Below are 17,579 nucleotides of genomic sequence, written 5' to 3'. Positions count from 1 at the left end.
CCCCTTTAGCGTTTTGACTTGGCGGAGATGACATCCGGCCTCAACAGCTTCAGCCCGCGCGCCTTCTCGTAGCCGTGAATCTCCTTCACATCGAGTTTGCGCATAAATTCGATGGTCTCTTGTGTGATCACCTGGCCGGGCACCATGATCGGGAAGCCGGGTGGATAAGGAATGACGAAATTGGCCGAGACCATTTCCGGCCCTTCGCGAAGCCGGCGGTCGCATTCTTCTCCGTGCAGGGTCACGTATTCGCAACCCGCGGCGTCGTAGGCACCGTAGAAGGCGGTGCGCATGTCTCCCTCGGGCGTGGACCGCCCCGCGTCCTGACGGAACGCCTCATGGAAATGACTGAAGTTCGGCAGGTCCGGCACATCGGTCATCAACGACTTCACGCGGGCTGCAAAAGCGTCCTGCTCTCCGCTGCCCCCATGAACCAGGCGGGCCTCAATGCTGTTGCAGATCTCCAGCAGAACGCGGAGCAACTGCGCGATGTCGCTGCGCGTATTGTTGATGTTGGATTGCAAAAGAACCGAATTGCGCGAGGTTTTGTTGAGTTGGATGTCGTATGTATTGGCGAGCAACGCCTTGAACTCGGTTCCGTCGAAACCTGCCGTTCCGCATACCAACGTCATCCGGGTGGGGTCAAGGCAAAACTCGTCTTCGTGCATGCTGCGGACCTGCTCGGCCCACGTCGTGCCTGGAGCCAGGAAATCAACGAACCCGCTGTTGCGGTATTCTGCCGGTACCATGCCATCGGCACCGAGCACCTTGAAATACTTCGAGATCAAGGGATGGGAGTTGATCTCGCGCCGAATGGAGAGCGATATCTCGATCGCGTTCAGCACGAGGCCGTAGCCTTCCAGCTCCATCTGCCGCCGCGCCACGTCCAGACTGCCGATCAGTTGCTGGTTCGGACTGGTCGAGGCATGGGTGAAAACTGCCTCATGGAACTGGGATTCGACTGTGTGGAAGTCGACGTCCTTGACGAGCACCATAGAGCCTTGACGCAGCGCCGACATCGATTTGTGCGTAGAATGGGTCTGATAGACGCGAACCCGCACCTTACGCGGGTCGGGGATCAGCCGCGTCGCCAGCAGCTTATCGGCCGAAGGGTCCGAACCGAGCTCGTCCTGTTGCTTCTCGTATGCCTTGATCGAGGCGGGATCGTGTATCCAAGCGCCGATCGCGGACGCTGCGCCCATTGCGGTTCTGGGTCGCAATATTGGTGAAAAACGCGCAAAACCGAACCACGCCTCATCCCAGAGGAACACGAGATCTGGCTTGATGGCGAGGCATTCCTCCATGACGCGGCGCGTGTTGTAGATGTGGCCGTCGAAGGTGCAGTTGGTCAGGTCCACCATCTTGACCCGATCGAGTCTGCCCTCCGCCTTGAGGTCCAGAAGCGCCTTTTTTACGCTGGCGAGAGGCACTGCGCCGTACATCGAGTATTCGGTCATCGGAAACGCGTCAACATAGAGCGGTTGCCCACCCGCAAGCACCAAGCCGTAATGATGGGACTTGTGGCAATTGCGGTCGAGGATGACGATGTCACCCGGGGCCACAATCGCCTGGTGCACCATTTTGTTCGAGGTGCTGGTTCCGTTGGTCACAAAGAACGCGTGGTCGGCCCCGAAAGCGCGCGCGGCCATCTCCTGTGAACGTTTGATATTGCCCGTCGGCTCAAGCAGGCTGTCGAGACCGCCGGTTGTCGCACTGCTTTCTGCAAGGAACAGATTGATGCCGTAGAACTCGCCCATATCGCGGATCCAGTCTGACTTGAACACTGACTTGCCACGGGCGATGGGAAGCGCATGGAAGGTGCTAATTGGCCGCCGGGCGTACTTCTTCAAATTGTCGAAGAAAGGGGTTTCGAAGCGCCGCTGAATGCCTTCGAGCACGGATAGATGGAGCTCCAACGGCTCCTCGATGGCATAAAGCACCCGACGTATGGAAGCGGCGCGCGGATCGCCGGCCAAACTCTCAACCCGGCGATCCGAGAGCAGATAGACGTCGAGCTCCGGGCGCAAGCGCTTCAGCGAATTGGCCAACAGCAGCGACAGATCAGCGTCTTCCCTTCTCGCTTCCTCAGGCACGAGGTTGGCCAGAACACTCCGCAGCACGGGAGCCGGGTGGCGCGAGGTATATGTGAAACCCTCGAAAATGGTTACGGCGGCAATATAGGGATTTATGATGGCGGCGCAGATTGCATCCTCGAAGCTTTCCACCGCGACCATCTCGTAGATGAACGCATCTTCCGGCCGGCGCAGCTTCCGCATTTCTGCGATTTGATAGACAGCGTGCGTGGTGGCACCAGGTGCGACCATCAGCATCTCGAAATAGGGCCGCCTTGCCTCTCTGCCGCCCAGCGTCGGCGGCAGAACGTCGGCGGGCGAGTCGGCAACCTCGTCGGCGGTACCCCACTCGGCTGCGTCGTACTTGAAGTCGCGTGTGACAATAGCGGCAGAGACACGCCGCACCAGTTCGGTGAAGCCAACAGCATTGTCGCCCTGCAACTTTTCGCGCAGCGCGCCCATCAGTCCGGGGCCGGGAAACGCGTGGAACTCCTCGATGGGCCCCAACTCTGCAAAAGCTGCTTCAACCGTGGCCTTGTCGGACCGCCCGCTCGACCAGGCCCGCGAAGCACCCACGATGTCGCGCCAGCGATCGGCGCGTGCAGCCGGCATTGAAAAGAAATGGTCGATTCTGTGATCGGATGTCTTGGCTTTTGTCGTCATCACCGGTCTCCTTTGCCTCCAGTGTCGAGTTGGGTCAGTCGGCATCATCGAAGGGGCCACGTTCAGCGGGGTCGCACAGTCGTGTTGCAAAATCAGATTTGTCGATCATGGGTTCTGCCTGCGGCAAAGGGCAAGTACGTTACTGTATCCAACAGTCGCGAAGGGCGGCCGATACTCATGCTACTTGCACGCCTGCTGGTCTCACGCCCATGTATTCGTGCCGACTGCGACGATCACTTTGGTGGGTGACGAGGGCATCTTCCATGGAAAGTGGCGAAAATCGGCAATGATATCAGCACCAAAGCGGACAGAACGCACCACCGCAGATGCGTCAATTAGGTCTACCCGCCATTGGTGAGACGCCACCTCTGTCGATCCTCACGCAGCTTGGCGGTCGCAACTTCCGGCACCGCCGCACTTCCTCTGGGACGAGTGCGGGCGAAATACGCGGGTGTTTGATACAGTAACATAGTCTCGGCTGGAGGAGCATTGCGGGATGTTTCAAGACCTACCGAGAGGCGAATGGACCATTTCGATTCAATGCCAGCTGCATCTGCGGATCGCTGGCAATGAAGGCGGCCGATGGCATCTCGATGTTGAGGTCGATCAAATGAACGCCGACGACGAGACCGTGCTGCAAAGCATCTAAGTGTTATGCCCGACATAGTAGTGCCTTGCGGTTCTCCAGAGCCCGACGACAAGCGCGACAGCATAGACACCGAACACAAGTGTCATTCCGAAGATCATCAGAAGCGCGATCATTTGGCGGACCCTCGCAGCCCAAGAGACCCAGTGGAAACGCTGTCCGCACTCGTCGGTTCCGAAAGCGCAAGCGAAGGCTTTGCGTTGGGCCTGTGCATCGCGGATTGGATGCTCCATCATGGATGGTCGGAAGTCCACGCGAAGTCTGTTATGCTCGCCTCCAAGGTAGGAACGAACGATGAGCCAAAATGCAGAATTATTGGCAGAGATCGACAGGCGGGCAGAACGTGCCAGGGCTGCTGATCTCGATATCCGGTATATGTCGAAAGAAGTGAAGGACATTCACGCGCAGTTCCCGCATCGCTGTGAGGAGTATATCAAGGAGAAGCTCGAAGAGGCACTGCGCAAGCGCGGAATGGACTGAGAACCCTAGATGGGTTTTACCAGAGCTGTTGTCGAGGGGGCAGGTGGTGACTGGGCCACAACGAGCGAGATTAACGAAGCGATGGATGAGCTTCGTTGGCAATGCGTTGCCGTGCCAACGGTGACTGGTGACCTTTAGCGGTCCAACCTCGCATGGAAATATGCAGTCCTCCGGCAAAGTTTTCCACACCGCGTTGTCGATCTGGCCGATGCCACTATCGAACAATGGCAGCAAGGCAATACGCTGGCCTGTATGGTGCTGGCACGTTCGCTGCTGGAAACCGTTGCCGTTCATCATCTCAATTGAAAAGACCCGGAAACAATTGAAGGCGCAGGAAGTTCAAGCGCTCGTCCAGTTTGTCATGCAATGCTCATTTGGCGGCAGGCACCGGAATGGCGCTATGAAGGCGTTGACACTGCGATTAATGTACTTAAGGCATTCGACCTGTTAAACCGAAAAATTCCCCCTGCTTGTTACCTTGGGTAGTGCACGTTGGCTCGATTTGCTCCGCAAGCGTCCCAACTGACTATAGGACATTTGCTTCAGCGGCGGTCGGGATTGGCATCCCGCCATCGCCAGTGCACCCAAAAGCAACGCTTGCTTCGTAAAGAATGCTTTCATAGCGGGAACCAACCGCCAAAGCGGTCGACGATGGATTAATGCCGCCGTTCAGGAAGTCATTGCGCGGGAACAGCGGTCAGGCGGTCTGCTGCATGGCACTGGGCTAGGGTCGCGGTAAACTCATCCGCCGCGTCGGTGCCAGTTTGTCATCGCTTGGCGAGGTAATCTCCAAGGAACGCCGACAGGTCCAGTTGCAGGACCCCGCAAAACTGTATCAAAGTCGAGACGGCCATGCGATTGCTGCCGCCCTCGTACTTTTGGATTTGCGTTCCCGAAATTCCCATGGAAGCGCCGAGGTCGATTTGGCTGAGGCCAGCGGCCAAACGGAAGCCCCTCAGCTTTGCGCCAAGGTCTTTATTAATGGCGGCTGCTGCCGAATTTCGCGTTACCGTTATCATCGTGGCGAAAGAACCATGCCGCCGGTTAAAGGATTGCTTAAGTAAAAAAACCGCCGCCTTGGCCTCGGGGCGGGCCGCAGCGGCGGGGGGTAAATGATGGCGTCGGCGGGGTAAGGCCGTTCGCTTACCCGATAACCTACGCTGCGAGAAAGCGGGCCACAATCCGGGGTTTCCCTGAAGCGGGCTCGGAGAGTCCCCTTTTGGGGCGGAAATAAAGAGACCCAGCCCGCATGGCTTGTGGACTCTGCGGGGGCTGGGCCGCGACGTTCGTTTGCAAAACTACGTCAAACGGACATTAGATCCGTGGTGCCCCCGGTGGATAAACGAGGCGCATGGAACCTTCTCCCCGGTCGGCAGTTCTTAGTTTTCCAATCACCGGAGCCGCCCTTGATAGTTTTCGCTTGCCATGGCTGACACACTCGGCCCTATCCAACCGCCACCTCGAACAGGGTTTTACGTCGAGCGCGAAACCGACTTGGCAGATGCGTTACGGGAAAGCGTAATGGCGCTTGGCGCCGAAGCCGATGTCCAGCCGTTGGTTGCTGCAGCGCTTCGGGCGGGCTGGGGACTGACGGAAGTACACCGCATAATCGTCGCGTTGCGCGGGGAGCCTCAAATGTGATCGTGCGCGACCAGCGGTCGGGCGGCTTGTCTGCATGGCACTGGGCCAGATGGGTAAACTATCATCTAATTTATCATGCTTTTCTCACTGGCGGAACCTCCAGTGACGAACGCTCACTGCGGATTTCCGCAGTATCCTTACTGTTGTTAACGACAGTATCCATCGTCGTTGGCTCGCCAGTTTTGGGGTGGATGAAGGTGCGATCAAGCTGGATTTATCCATCGTTGCGATCCCTAACGCTTCTGATATTCTCCCACGAACGGGGGACTAAAACTAAATGACCGACGATGAGAAACTCATAGACGAGATTATTAAGCATGTGCAGATGGCCGAGGCGATAAGGCCGGACACTATGGATCGCGCTGCTCTCGCAGATTTGCTGCGGTACCGCTTTCCGCACCGCGACGCTGGCGACATTGAGGATCAGCTTATCATCGCTTGGCAGAAGCACAGTCTCTTTTGGACCCCTGGCAGTGGAAGGCCCGCTCGCAGCGCGCGCGGATAACGCCGGAAGTCCCGGCAATCTAATCCTCGTCCAGCCTGCGCAGATGCCGGTAGCCTATTTGATGCAGAATAATGCTGACGAGAAGCGCCGATGCTAGGATGACAAGGCCCCATAACCGATCATGACTGAACCTGGCAAAAAAGAAATAAGAGCCGAGTCCGCCGACAGCAAACAGAGTAATGGCCAAGCCGTTGTAGAACGTCGCCCGAAGTATGATCTGTGCCTTGCGCGATTCTTTCATGCGCCGATACATACCACAAAGACACTGAGAGGATGGAGTAACTGCGCCACAAGCCACCGTCATTGCCACACAGCGGGCCAAGGAACGCGTTTTAAGGGTTGGATTAGCGAGAGTGCCAACGCTCACGAGGGAAATACCCGGGAACAGTTTGCTTGCTGATGCCCGTCGTTCAAACTGCGCATTCCCGGCGCGCTCGACGGCAGAAATACGGACGAAACATCCGCGCCGCCATCTATCGTGCCATCCACGTGCCGTCGCAGCAAAAAACCAAAGCGACCGTTCTGATTCCTGTGGACCCCGAATTGCAGGAAGCGCTCGACGCTTATAAAATGAGCTTTGATTTAGAGGAGGCCACAAGGATAATGCGACGTGAGGTTCGCAACTCAACGGGAAGGATCAAATATAACTTCGAACATCGACGCGATCACGATTTCATCCTCCGCAGTCGCCGTGGTTGGCCACTAGGAAAGTCGTCCTACAACATCATTATGCGTCTCGCATGTATTGCCGCCGGTCTCCCCGTTTATGAGAAAGGCATGGATACTTACGAGGAGGCCTATTCCGGCCATGGACTGCGCAAGGGCAGCATCAACGCCATTGCAGAAGGTGGCGGCAACGTACTGCAGATCATGTCGATCAGCGGCCATATGTCGAGTAAAAATGTCGATCACTACGTCAGGGACATGGAACGGCAGCGCGCTGCTGTACAGGCAATGCAATTGCGTCGCGCCAATGTCGAAAGGCGAAACGCTTTGAAGACGAACGTTGAACAACAAACAAAGATCGTCGACCTGCAACGCAAGCCGGACCGTACCGTTTGAGAAAGCAGTGCGATTTCTGGGTTCCATGTTTGAGAAATTGCGACGTAACCATTTGAAATGCCTATAAGTCCACATTCTGGGACGAGTGCGGGCGAAATACGCGGGTATTTGATACAGTAACATAGTCTCGGCTGGAGGAGCATGAAAGCGACTACTGCCTCCTCGAAGCGGTCCATTGAGAAGAAAGCTTAGCGGTCGCGGTCCGCACAGCGCCTCGAAAGAACTAAGTGTGGTTATGGGCGCTATTCATACGTTCTCGATCCGACGACCAGTTCTTAACACTTGCCATAGTAGCCTAGAGTGGTTGGCATACTTCAACTTGATGAAAAGGATCTTCGAATGAATAGAGCTCTGATCACCGTCGTAGCCGTACTAACAGCTATGAGTTTAAGTGCCTGCGGATCAATCGGCAAAGGAAAAGCGCCTCCGCCAATGGCAGAACCGACTGCAGCGCCAGTGTATAAATAAAGGCTGCTTCTGTGTTATGGGAAGGTGAGTCCACCTTCCCATTCAATTAATTGCAAAGCACCGGCCTTGTACACGACGTGCGTTCCCGCCGTAAATATTTAGCGCCGGTTAGAACTTAGCTTGTGCCTTGTCCGGAGCGTATTACAATCGCGCCTTGCCGCCGAGTCAGCAGTTTTCGCCGCTGCATCCAACGACTGACAAGTGACCGCTATGGCCAGACCCAGAAACCACGACAGCCGACCTAAACGGCTGCTTTCGCAGGGCTGTTCTTGAAAGCTGCCTGACCGGAATCGGCCCCATCTCGGTCATTGATGGCATTAGTTCAGTTGCCGCAGTGACGGTACATGATGTATATCCATGGCTCATTGGAAATCTCACTTCAAATGCCCGCCTTGATGGGAATCGAACCCACGCTCCTTAGTGTAGGCAGCACCAACCCGTTGTTTTGATAATGTCGTTCCTGTACAAGGAGGAGCACATTGAATACTGGGTTGTTGGGCTCGGCGCCGCCATTGCCTCAGCGGCCTCGCTTTACTATCGGCGCTGGCGATTGCGGCAAGCGCTGCAACCGAAGCCACAAGGCTCAATTACTTCAGGCCGAGCGCGCGCCGCCAGCCGGGTTTCTGCGACTGCTGGCGCTGCTCGAAGACGTGCATCGAAAGAACCTGAGCCCGCAATACTTGGGGCGGGCGCCATTTCACATTATCCTGGTTCATGACCGTCCTCTCGACCCGCACCTGTTCCATCGCCGTCCGGCAGCCCGGACAGGTGGCAAGGTGATCCTTAAACTGCGATGCATGCGCGGGATCGAATTCGCCGTCGACGAAACCATGCAGCATCACGCGCCATTCGGGGCAGCCTTTCAGTCGCGCCTGGCTCATCGTACCGCCTCGTTTTCGTTGCATGCGCCCCAGCCCTCGCCGAATTCGCGCCCGACCGCAGAGTTGTTTTTCTCCACATGGTCCCAATAAGAATGACACCGAGCGCTGATTTGAGCTTGTTGCCGGCGGGTCTGGAGTTTCCGGCAACAAGTCGTCACATCGACGATGGGTGTCAGCTACCCTTGCATTTTGGCAAGCCGCGCCTGATCAATTCAATTTTCCGGCAGCTCCCAAAAACAGTTGGCGAAAAGATGCAAGGTCCTCCGCCCCAACATCAGAAACCGCCCAAAAAGCCAGTCCTTTGTCGGTCCATTTGACAAGATTGTATCCGTCGTAAGAAGCGCTGCTGAGATCGAGCTTTGTCGAAGGCCAAATGAACAGATTGATGACGTGGGCATGCCGGCGATATATGAGCGCTGCTACGACCTTTCCGTCAACATAGTCCACACGCCCTCCTACGAGTGGAAAGCCTTGTGTCGCCAAATCAACAACCGGTGGAGAAAAATCAATCTTTCCATTGAACCAAGGTTTGACGGTGTGCTGATCTGACGTTTGCACATCGGTCAGATGATTGGCGAGCAGCGACCTGACATGACTTGCAACAAGTTGGTTCTGAAGCGATCCCTCCTGGGGCGGCAGGGAGAATACGAGAAAAAGACTCGCCGCTATGCCTGCAAGCGATGGGATATAGCTCCAGCGCTTTAGGAAATTGAGCCAATTGGCGAACGCGCTCGATTTTCCAATGTGGTATGCATAGGTCGCCTGATGCGCCACGGTTGCGAGGACCCGCTCGCGGACATCGGCCGGCATGCGCCAGCTCACACCGTCCTGACCGATGACTTGCCGTAATCGTTGAGCTTTTTCCAATTGCTTGGAGCAATTGTCGCAACTTTCGAGGTGTTGCTCAAACTTCAAGGAATGGACCGCATCGAGTTCACCATCGAGGTAACCATGCATCATAACAACCCAGTCGGGGCAATTTTGGGAATCGGCCATCGTACTTATTCCTCTCCCGGGTTTGTGTTATGCCATAATTTGCCAAATGCTCGCCTGGCCCGGGCGAGGCGCGACATGACCGTGCCTAGAGGCAAGTCAATGATGTCCGCAATCTGCCGGTATGATAGTTGTTCGAGCTCGCGCAGGACCAAGATTTCGCGCAGGTCGACGGGCAGTTCACTGATGACGGAGCGAACGCACTCCGATTGAGACGTACGCATTAGCGCAATTTCTGGAGTGTCCTCCTCTGAAGCAATGTCATGCACGGACGGCGCGGAAGGCCCGCCATCGTGAAATCCATCTGTCAAAGGCATCTCGAAGCGATGCTTGCGTCTCAGGTCGTGTGACCAGGCATGGAAACAATTTCGTACAATCGCAAAGATCCAGGAGCGGGGATCGCCGCCATGGTAACCATCGAAGTTACGATAGGCCCGCAAAAATGCCTCTTGCACTATATCCTGCGCCGCGTCTGCATCCCGGCTGAGATAGCGCGCAAAATTATAGGCGGCATCCAAATGCGGAATAATCAGATCTTGGAACAAGAGCGATCTGTCAGAGTTTGCAGATCGCGAGCTGGTTTGACTGCTTGCCAGTGACGACACCATCGCCAACGCCTCATTCCTGAAGTCTGGCGAAATCTGCCGCGTGCGATGGCTGTTGTTGATCAGAATCGTCCAAGCAGAACGCCTCAGTTTTGCTCCAAGATATGTACCAATCCCTGCGAATAACGATTCCATATAGAATGCAGATGTGTGTGCTGAACGCATGGCTTCTATCTTTTCATCTTTCAGGCGATTGCCTCATGCCGTGAAAGCTCCTCGCCCACGACGCTCAACACCTAGATCAAATCAGCGCTTAAAATATTCCCTATTTCAAATATTTTTACTGCGCGACCCGATTGAACAGTTTGACGCGCAGCAACGATGCACGCGTCGATGGCTTATGTCTAATCCGGTCGATTGAACGCGCCAAACGCGTTTGCCGCAAATATAGTCTAGCCATTTCAACGACTTATTTATTTAGGCTGGGCTTCACGGAATAAACCAGCGCCTTGCCCAATCTACTCTATCAGCGGAGGCGCTTGTCTTTTCATGTTCTCCGCCTGGCAGAAGCCAAATCGATAAAGGAGAACGCACATGTTTGATATGACACGCCGCACGGTACTCGGATCAGGACTTGCAGCGGCGGCTTTTGGGCTAGCAGGAAAGCTGGAGTTTGTCCTTCCGGCATCAGCCGGGGCCCAGATTGAACCAACGATTGGATTTCACAAATACACTGTCGGATCAATTGAAGTGACCGCTGTCTATGATGGAATCTGGCGTAAACCGCATGATGCGACATTCATCGGGAATGCTTCTATCGAACAAACAAAGGAGGCGCTCGCGAAAGCCGGCCTTACGACTGAATTCATGCCCATCCCGTTGACTGTCGTCGTCCTAAAGATGGGCGACCGGCTGATCATGATGGATGCAGGTTCCGGCGTCGGTCAGTGGCAAGCGAATGCCACGCACTTACCGGCAAATATGAAAGCGGCCGGTATAGACTACACAAAGATCGACACGGTCGTCATCTCGCATTTCCACCCGGATCATATTTGGGGATTGATGGAAAAGGGGACGAATGCACCGGTCTTCAGCAATGCTGAGCTCATCGTCAACGAGACCGAATACAATTGGTGGACTGATCCTGGCCGCGTTGACAAGCTCGCCGATGGCAGGAAGCCAGCGGGTAAAAGGATTGCAAGTGTCTTTCCGACCTGGAAGAACTGGAACCTGGTCAAGGACGGCGCGGAAGTAGCTCCCGGTGTCCATCTTATCCAAGCGCCCGGCCACACGCCTGGCCACTCCGCTTTTCTCGTAACGTCAGGCAAAGACCAACTTCTTGTCTCGGCAGACACGATGTACGTTCCGGCTTTGCTTGCGCCCCATCCGGAATGGCAGGGAAGTTATGATCAAGATGGACCGACAGCGGTTTCAACGCGCCATCATCTGATCGATCGAGTCATAGCGGATAATATGAGCATTTGCGGCTCGCATTTTCCATTTCCAGGTTCAGGCACGTTCGTCAAGGACGGCAATGCCTACGGCTTTACCCCTACCATCCAATCTTAACCAACAAGGAGCGCATAATCATGAGCAGGAACAAATTCGCCGCTACTATCGGCCTAGCCCTTGTGACGATTGCGTCGGCTGCAGGTCACTATCCGGCCTTTGCAGTCGACAATATGGAAACCTCAGGAACCGCCGATCTGACCTCCGTTCGCGCAAAAATAGCCGCCAAAGACTACACAAGCGCGCTGTCGGAACTACGTGGTTTGGCCGAGGACAATCAGCAGGCGGACGTCTACAATCTGCTGGGATTTACCCTGCGCAAAACCGGCGATTTCGATACGTCCCTCACCTATTATCAAAAGGCCCTGGACCTTGAGCCCGATCACAAGGCTGCGCGGGAATATCTTGGGGAATTATATGTCGATACCGGCAAGATGGACAAGGCCAAGGAGCAGCTCACCTCGTTGACCCTGCTTTGCCCGGCTGGCTGCGACGAACTGGGCGATCTCCAAAAATACATAGCATCGAGAGGCGTTAACTAAGGATAGTGCGCGGTTAAACGCCGCGCGCTTCTTTCCCACAAGGAGTAGCGAAGGTGAACACACCACTCAAAGGCATACGCGGCATTGATCTTGCCGTGCTCATCAGCCGCCTTTTGCTGGCCTGGATATTTCTGCACGAGGGACTTACCCTCGCCACGCACTTGGACGGCTCCATCACGGTAATGACAAAGGCTGGGATCAGCACGCCGCTGGTTCTGGCTACAATCGCGTTGCAAATTATTGCAGGATCATTGATCGCATTTGGATTTTGCACACGCTTGGGAGCACTTGGGCTTGGCATTTTTTGCATAATGACCGCGGTTCTATTTCACACACATTTCATTGACCAGAACGAGTTGCTGCATTTTGAAAAAGACTTGGCCATCGCGGGCGGAATGCTGGCTTTGGCCATCCGCGGTCCAGGCAGAATTTCCTTCGACAATATCCTGTCGAGGTCCATCAAATCCCAATGGCTGGGCCAGTTGCTGATGTCTTGAATATTCGGGGCATAGTTTGGTTCCCAATATAAAGACTCATCAGAAGAATCTGATCTGCTGGCAAGTCATTTCGCAGCAGGATGATCACCTATTGAAATATCCCTCCGCAATAAACTTTTAACCGAGACGACGTCCGTGGAGAGCAAAATGGGTAGAACACAAGATCAATTTATCGAACGCCTGAGAAATGCAAAAACGGAACATGAAGCTCAGGCTGATCGCCTTGAAAAGGGCCTTCAGACTGCTCACCGTAAAGACAGGATGGGAAAAGTCGAAGATATATCCTCTCAGACCGCTAACCACTACCGCCGTGTGGTAACGCATTTGAAAGAGGTCGTTTCGCCCCATGATACCCGGATCGGAAGTAGCAAACGCCAATATTAGAACCGGACCCAAATCGCCTTGTTCTTTAGTTATACGCGTGCTTTGAAAGCCGGCGATGCGCCTTCTCCCCGCAATTTGTCGCGATATCTGAGGTGGCTCAGCGCTCTTGGGGGTGATCGCCTGGAAGTAGAACTGGGCCGGCAGCGCCCGATCTTGCCGTCGATCACCGTGGTCCTGACGGACCACGATATCATCGATCAACGGGCGAGGAAGATCCGGGAATTCTGGGACCTATTGACCGAAAGCGACATGAAGGTGGCCAGAGCCACGTTGCCGTCCCGCAAGGTCTACAAAGCCATGCAGCTCGGGGGCACTCTCTACACGGTCCCGAATGCCGACCCGAAGTCGATCGCCGATGGCGCCGCCCTGTTCAATGAATTGTTTGGCGAAAACGCCATGTCTGAAGCTGCGGAGTAATCTCATGGCGATGGAATCGAACTTCCTCGCATCGCTTCAGCGCACGAGCCAAGACCTGGCGGCTGTTGCCATTGAACCGGCGAAGCCGAAAATTGCGCAACCGCAGACGATTTCACCTCCGGTACCGCGAAAAGCTATTGCGAACCCGATGGCGCCTCCGCCGACGGTAGGGACAATGCTCCCGGAAAAAGTGGTGCCGGCCAAACATCGAATACGGGTGGAACGGCGCAGCACCACCGTCTACTTGAATGATGCCGACTATATGCGACCGAAACTTCTCGCAGTCAGAGAGCGCCGGACCTATCACCTGGCCGTACTCGTCACCATTCTTCCCCTGTGGCGCGGGGAAATTTACGGCGCGGGACGTGTCTTCTTGGGCGGCTTCGCTCTGTTCACCGTGGCCCCCGCAGTGAGCGCCTTCGCGGGCAACCTTCTACTGCTGATCCTCGCCGGTTTCGCGCAGGGCCTGGGAGGCGGCGCATTCATGGCGCTTGGCATGATGAACCTGCGCCGGCCCGTGAACCGCGATGCTCTTGCCACGTAGCAAGCATCAGTCCATGTTCCTTGTGCGAGACAAGGATTGGATCAGCCATCGCCTGCTCGGGGTCACGCTTGGTCCAACGCATTGGGCATGTATTGTTCAATCGTTACAGATAAGTATTCTGACAAGATGAACCTCAAACAGCACTTCGACGCACTGATGGCCGTAGTCAAAGCTTCGATCAAACCCGGAGCGGCCAAACCAAAACCCGAAATCGACCGGAGGCAGGGTGTCCCTTACAACAATGGGCTGAGAGACGCTCGCCGCTCAAGAGAAACCGGCGTCAAGTTGGTCAATCCCTACCGCGAAAACTCGCGTCACTGGAAGCAATGGAACGAAGGCTTCGAGCGGGCTAACAGAGATAAAACCTGAGGAACAATCCCAATCACCAACGCAGGTGCAGCGTAGCTTGCTCTTCCTGCTGCTTGATGGTGTCGTGGCAATCCTTACAGATGCACTGGAGATAGCGTTCATCGCAGAGCACTATCCCCTGCCACGGTGAGCGGTGACGTGATCGCAAGGCCTTTGCTTTGGCGAACACACGTGCGAGTGACTTCACCCTACACGGAAAGCCGCTGCTTAAGAGTGCGCGCCTGTGCCTCGAAATCTTTCGGGCGGTGATCGCGGAAAATTTCAAGGTTAGCAACCTTCCATCGGAGCGCAGGGTATTGCAGCACGACGAGCCAGGTTCGGAGTGTGCCAGTCCTGCCAGGAAATTCCGGTGTGATTTAGTCAGTCGCGCCGGAAGTTCGTTTCTCAAGCGTAGCCGGGTTTCCAGAAGCGTAGCCAAAGGGCATTCCGTTTCTGGCATGCCGACGAAACTGCTGTTGTAGTCCCCCGCGATATTCTTGTCGTTGCCAAACAGGACTTCGTGAGTGGGGCGGTTATGGCCCGGAAGATAGATCACGAAGCATTCAACCATTCTGTCTGTGAAGCCACCGATCTCAAACAGTTGCCAGACGTCGAAAAGGTCGCGCGGATGCTGCCGATCCAAAGCTGCGACAGCTTTCCCGCATAGAGTTCATCAACTGCAAGGACGGGAAGCTCAAATTCGACCGCAAAAAGTTCCTGTGTGCGCGAATTAGCGGCAGCCGCTCAACCGGGAGCACAGTGCCACGGAACACGACATTGACCTCGACCTTGACCTCTCAGTCATTTCAACGACCATCTTCGTCTCACCGAGTTCCTGGCTTTTTATCAAGCATGATGTGAGACCCAATGCGTCAACTCTGCCCGCTATCGCCGCCAGCTCCGAGTTTATCGCCTGCAGCGCTTCCTCGCGCGGCACCTGCCAAGGCGTGTAGACAACATCAATATCCACCGACAGCCGTGGCATGTCCCGGACGACAAGATTGATGGCAGTGCCTCCCTTCATCGCGAATATTTCATTCGCAAATACGGTTGGTGCAACTGCCAGCAAAAGCCGGACGGTGTCCGCGTAGGTTTTATGCTGCGGCCTTAGAGGTGGCGATCATCGCGGTCTTAGTTGTTGCGTGTCTGGGTGGCACACTGTGAGCTCAGGAAAAAGGTCGGCAAACCGGATCAACCGAGTTGACACAGTCGTCTCGCTGCGTGTGGCTTGTAAGGCTTGGCATTAATGTCGCCTGCATCCAACAGTTATCGAGCTTCGTTGAATTCTTCATAGCCTTCCTTCACGCCGGCCCAAAAACCGTTGACGAATTCCAACGGGATATTGCGCAGGACTTCTGCGCGCTCTTCGTAGTCATAGCCGTCATTGCCATGCAGGCAGATGAAGTTTCCCAGTTCATCCGATTGCGGGTTATGGGATGGACTGTCGTGTGCAATGCGCAACAGTGCAACGAGTGCATCGTAACCCGAACCAGCGGCAGGAAACGGTGCCGCCGCCAGCCGCTTGACGGGCTTGCGGTAACGCTCTTCCGCATGGGCTGCGTCAAAGTCGTCCGCCATCTCACACTGTTTCTTCACCCATTGTATCCCGACATCTTCGCCCCGGAGTGTCGGCGTGATGGACTGTTCCAGGATCAGGTAGCGGCCAAGCGGTCCAATCTGCATGAAGCGCCACTCCGCTGCCCTGTCGGCGGCATGGATCATTTGCATTATCTCGTCCAATTTGTTTGTCATCGGCTAGCTTCCTTATTCCTGTTCCTGAATGGGAACACGCGTCATTGCAGTCGCACACGAAATTGCGGCTGCCTGCATCTTCACGGGAGAGGCAACTTCCTGCGCGAGCCCCCGCACAGCCGGGCTTGTGTCCAAATGGTTCGATGTTGCAGCACTTGGTTCGTGCTCACGTCGGGTGGTCGAAAATGAGGTTAAGTGACGATTGCCCCGTTCCTCAACTCGAACGGAAAGATTGTAGTCGCAGTCAAATCTGCAAGTGAGTTGGCGTCAAAGCGCAAAGCATTGGCTTAAAGAAACAAACTTTGGCTGCCTCTATCCGGCAAAAGATCAATTTGCGTCGCTGCAAGGCAGTAGTTCAGGCAATCAATCTTTGCTTGGAGGCACGCCGGTGTTCCGATGGGCATTTGCCCGTCCAGCGACGGCAGGCATGGCTGAACGAACTCAATTGTCCAAAGCCGAGCAGCCAGGCGATCTGAGAGACCTGAAGCCCCTCCTGGAGGTAGTCGAGCGCCATCTCACGGCGCAGGCCGTCGAGTATCTCGCCAAAGGAAACTCCGTCCGCGGCCAGGCGCCGGGCAAACGTCCGTTCGCTTAGGCCCAGCCGCCTTGCCACGATGGCCGCATTTGCCTCGGCGTGAGGAAGAAGCGGGGCGATTGTGTTCTCGACCAGCGTGCGAAACGCACTTACGTTGGATGCCCTGACAGCGAGCGCATCCTCGCAGAGCTTGACCATTAATTCGTTGAGATGGGGGTCGTCTCCAACGATCGGTCGCTCCAGCAAAGTTCCATCGAAGCTCAGCTGGTCGGCAAAGGCATCGAACGCGACATCACAGCCAAATCTCTTCCGGATTGCACCAAGATCACGAATACGGTGATGCACAAAACTCGCGGAGACCGGAACAATATGCTGGCCGAGAAGCTTGCGACACAGACGCAGGAGCACCATTGTCAGAAACTCTGTCTGATGGCGATCCCTGTGGCGGGCGACACCTGAATAGGAAAGCGTTACCCTACAGATTGCTCCCTGGTCCATCTGGAGCACGAGTGCCTCATTGCCCAACCGCACATATCGCATCAGACGGCGGAGTGCCTCTTCAAACGTATGCGACGACGCTGTCACATAGTAGATCATCCCCATCTCGCGCAGATCGACCTCATCGGCCAAATCGAGCCCCAACCACTCATTGCCGACTGCTTCGCCGACTTCGCTCAGAAACGCGATCTGAGAGGTCAGCTTGATACGTTTGCCCGCCTCGAGAGAAGCGCGTTCCAGGCCGCACCGTTTAAGCAGCGGGTCCGGATCGATGTGTTTTCGTTCGAGATAGGCCAAGGCCAAACGAGCGGGCACGCCCATACCTGTTGGATCTGAGACAAGTGTCTGAACGGTATTACCGTAATTGTGCGGCATGGGCGCGCTCACAGATGGCAGCAGTTATCATTACGCCCGCTGGCAGCCCCAAGCGAAACACCGCGTGTTTCGATCGGCCCCGGATATCGGACGAAGCGTTCAGAAGCATTTCCTCTAGGTAGTCTCTTCCTGTACCGGATTGCACCGAACTTGCAAATTCAGCTGAATGTCATGTGTGGCCGAGTAGCCCGCGACTTTATTGGTTTCGACAGCTGGTCGCAA

21 protein-coding genes and 3 pseudogenes are annotated in these 17,579 nt (G+C 55.4%); 13 read left to right on the top strand and 11 right to left on the bottom strand.

Translation table 11 applies throughout. The features are described 5' to 3' along the window. Positions 1–5: 5 nt before the first annotated feature. Positions 6–2,735, bottom strand: coding sequence for an aminotransferase class I/II-fold pyridoxal phosphate-dependent enzyme (locus tag LB462_RS28240; protein WP_224514947.1), 2,730 nt, complete (start codon positions 2,733–2,735; stop codon positions 6–8). Positions 2,736–3,231: 496 nt separating this feature from the next. Between LB462_RS28240 and LB462_RS28235 the strand changes: the two genes are divergently transcribed. Beyond that, positions 3,232–3,384, top strand: a complete 153-nt coding sequence (locus tag LB462_RS28235; RefSeq protein WP_224514944.1) for a hypothetical protein — start codon at positions 3,232–3,234, stop codon at positions 3,382–3,384. A gap of 291 nt (positions 3,385–3,675) precedes the next feature. After that, entirely contained in the window at positions 3,676–3,861 is a 186-nt protein-coding gene (locus tag LB462_RS28230) for a hypothetical protein (RefSeq protein ID WP_224514942.1), read from the top strand. A gap of 767 nt (positions 3,862–4,628) precedes the next feature. On the opposite strand, the gene LB462_RS31685 is transcribed toward LB462_RS28230, so the two are convergent. After that, positions 4,629–4,880 (bottom strand): helix-turn-helix domain-containing protein, encoded by a 252-nt coding sequence (locus LB462_RS31685; RefSeq protein WP_224515017.1) that lies wholly within the window; start codon positions 4,878–4,880, stop codon positions 4,629–4,631. A 406-nt stretch (positions 4,881–5,286) separates the two neighbouring features. Between LB462_RS31685 and LB462_RS28220 the strand changes: the two genes are divergently transcribed. Together LB462_RS28220 and LB462_RS28215 are read left to right on the top strand one after the other, a co-directional pair. Next, positions 5,287–5,502: a hypothetical protein gene (locus LB462_RS28220; protein WP_224514941.1), complete on the top strand. Its 216-nt coding sequence runs from the start codon at positions 5,287–5,289 to the stop codon at positions 5,500–5,502. Positions 5,503–5,779: 277 nt separating this feature from the next. Further along, complete coding sequence (locus LB462_RS28215; protein ID WP_224514939.1) at positions 5,780–6,007, top strand: hypothetical protein; 228 nt, start codon at positions 5,780–5,782, stop codon at positions 6,005–6,007. A 19-nt stretch (positions 6,008–6,026) separates the two neighbouring features. On the opposite strand, the gene LB462_RS28210 is transcribed toward LB462_RS28215, so the two are convergent. Continuing rightward, positions 6,027–6,248 carry a hypothetical protein gene (locus LB462_RS28210; protein ID WP_224514938.1) on the bottom strand — a complete coding sequence of 74 codons (222 nt, stop codon included), beginning with the start codon at positions 6,246–6,248 and terminating at the stop codon, positions 6,027–6,029. Between the two features lie 158 nt (positions 6,249–6,406). Between LB462_RS28210 and LB462_RS28205 the strand changes: the two genes are divergently transcribed. Next, complete coding sequence (locus tag LB462_RS28205) at positions 6,407–7,069, top strand: tyrosine-type recombinase/integrase (RefSeq protein WP_224515015.1); 663 nt, start codon at positions 6,407–6,409, stop codon at positions 7,067–7,069. 339 nt (positions 7,070–7,408) lie between these two features. Beyond that, positions 7,409–7,537 (top strand): ABC transporter, encoded by a 129-nt coding sequence (locus tag LB462_RS28200; RefSeq protein ID WP_106666649.1) that lies wholly within the window; start codon positions 7,409–7,411, stop codon positions 7,535–7,537. 587 nt (positions 7,538–8,124) lie between these two features. Here LB462_RS28200 and LB462_RS28195 read toward each other — a convergent pair. The 4 genes and pseudogenes from LB462_RS28195 to LB462_RS28185 all read right to left on the bottom strand — a co-directional run bounded on the left by LB462_RS28195 (position 8,125) and on the right by LB462_RS28185 (position 9,956). Further along, a complete protein-coding gene (locus LB462_RS28195; RefSeq protein WP_224514936.1) occupies positions 8,125–8,418 on the bottom strand; it encodes an anti-sigma factor family protein in 294 nt (97 codons plus the stop codon). Positions 8,419–8,625: 207 nt separating this feature from the next. After that, complete coding sequence (locus LB462_RS28190; protein ID WP_370637331.1) at positions 8,626–9,192, bottom strand: anti-sigma factor family protein; 567 nt, start codon at positions 9,190–9,192, stop codon at positions 8,626–8,628. Positions 9,193–9,306: 114 nt separating this feature from the next. Then, positions 9,307–9,414, bottom strand: a pseudogene (locus LB462_RS31680) (anti-sigma factor family protein); the annotation flags it as partial. A 5-nt stretch (positions 9,415–9,419) separates the two neighbouring features. Beyond that, a complete protein-coding gene (locus LB462_RS28185) occupies positions 9,420–9,956 on the bottom strand; it encodes a sigma-70 family RNA polymerase sigma factor (protein WP_370637329.1) in 537 nt (178 codons plus the stop codon). 594 nt (positions 9,957–10,550) lie between these two features. Here LB462_RS28185 and LB462_RS28180 point away from each other — a divergent pair. The 7 genes and pseudogenes from LB462_RS28180 to LB462_RS28150 all read left to right on the top strand — a co-directional run bounded on the left by LB462_RS28180 (position 10,551) and on the right by LB462_RS28150 (position 14,218). After that, positions 10,551–11,525, top strand: coding sequence for an MBL fold metallo-hydrolase (locus tag LB462_RS28180; RefSeq protein ID WP_224514932.1), 975 nt, complete (start codon positions 10,551–10,553; stop codon positions 11,523–11,525). Between the two features lie 20 nt (positions 11,526–11,545). Then, a complete protein-coding gene (locus LB462_RS28175) occupies positions 11,546–12,007 on the top strand; it encodes a tetratricopeptide repeat protein (protein ID WP_224514931.1) in 462 nt (153 codons plus the stop codon). A 53-nt stretch (positions 12,008–12,060) separates the two neighbouring features. After that, positions 12,061–12,504 (top strand): DoxX family protein, encoded by a 444-nt coding sequence (locus LB462_RS28170; protein WP_224514929.1) that lies wholly within the window; start codon positions 12,061–12,063, stop codon positions 12,502–12,504. A gap of 147 nt (positions 12,505–12,651) precedes the next feature. Further along, complete coding sequence (locus LB462_RS28165; protein WP_224514927.1) at positions 12,652–12,888, top strand: hypothetical protein; 237 nt, start codon at positions 12,652–12,654, stop codon at positions 12,886–12,888. Between the two features lie 18 nt (positions 12,889–12,906). Further along, complete coding sequence (locus LB462_RS28160) at positions 12,907–13,305, top strand: hypothetical protein (protein ID WP_224514926.1); 399 nt, start codon at positions 12,907–12,909, stop codon at positions 13,303–13,305. Positions 13,306–13,606: 301 nt separating this feature from the next. Beyond that, positions 13,607–13,840: pseudogene (locus LB462_RS28155) on the top strand (MFS transporter); the annotation flags it as partial. A 165-nt stretch (positions 13,841–14,005) separates the two neighbouring features. After that, complete coding sequence (locus LB462_RS28150; RefSeq protein WP_224514924.1) at positions 14,006–14,218, top strand: hypothetical protein; 213 nt, start codon at positions 14,006–14,008, stop codon at positions 14,216–14,218. Between the two features lie 13 nt (positions 14,219–14,231). Here the strand turns inward: LB462_RS28150 and LB462_RS31840 are convergent. The 4 genes and pseudogenes from LB462_RS31840 to LB462_RS28135 form a co-directional block, all read right to left on the bottom strand. Next, positions 14,232–14,855: pseudogene (locus LB462_RS31840) on the bottom strand (nucleotidyl transferase AbiEii/AbiGii toxin family protein); the annotation flags it as partial. 72 nt (positions 14,856–14,927) lie between these two features. Then, positions 14,928–15,266, bottom strand: a complete 339-nt coding sequence (locus LB462_RS31835; RefSeq protein ID WP_444359188.1) for a nucleotidyl transferase AbiEii/AbiGii toxin family protein — start codon at positions 15,264–15,266, stop codon at positions 14,928–14,930. A 197-nt stretch (positions 15,267–15,463) separates the two neighbouring features. After that, a complete protein-coding gene (locus tag LB462_RS28140; RefSeq protein WP_224514922.1) occupies positions 15,464–15,949 on the bottom strand; it encodes a hypothetical protein in 486 nt (161 codons plus the stop codon). 355 nt (positions 15,950–16,304) lie between these two features. Then, positions 16,305–17,357 carry an AraC family transcriptional regulator gene (locus tag LB462_RS28135; RefSeq protein ID WP_224514920.1) on the bottom strand — a complete coding sequence of 351 codons (1,053 nt, stop codon included), beginning with the start codon at positions 17,355–17,357 and terminating at the stop codon, positions 16,305–16,307. Positions 17,358–17,579: the final 222 nt, after the last annotated feature.

Source organism: Phyllobacterium chamaecytisi (assembly GCF_020164455.1).
Classification (GTDB): domain Bacteria; phylum Pseudomonadota; class Alphaproteobacteria; order Rhizobiales; family Rhizobiaceae; genus Phyllobacterium; species Phyllobacterium chamaecytisi.
The sequence above is the reverse complement of the archived record's forward strand: the minus strand, read 5'-3'. Positions and strand labels throughout refer to the sequence as shown.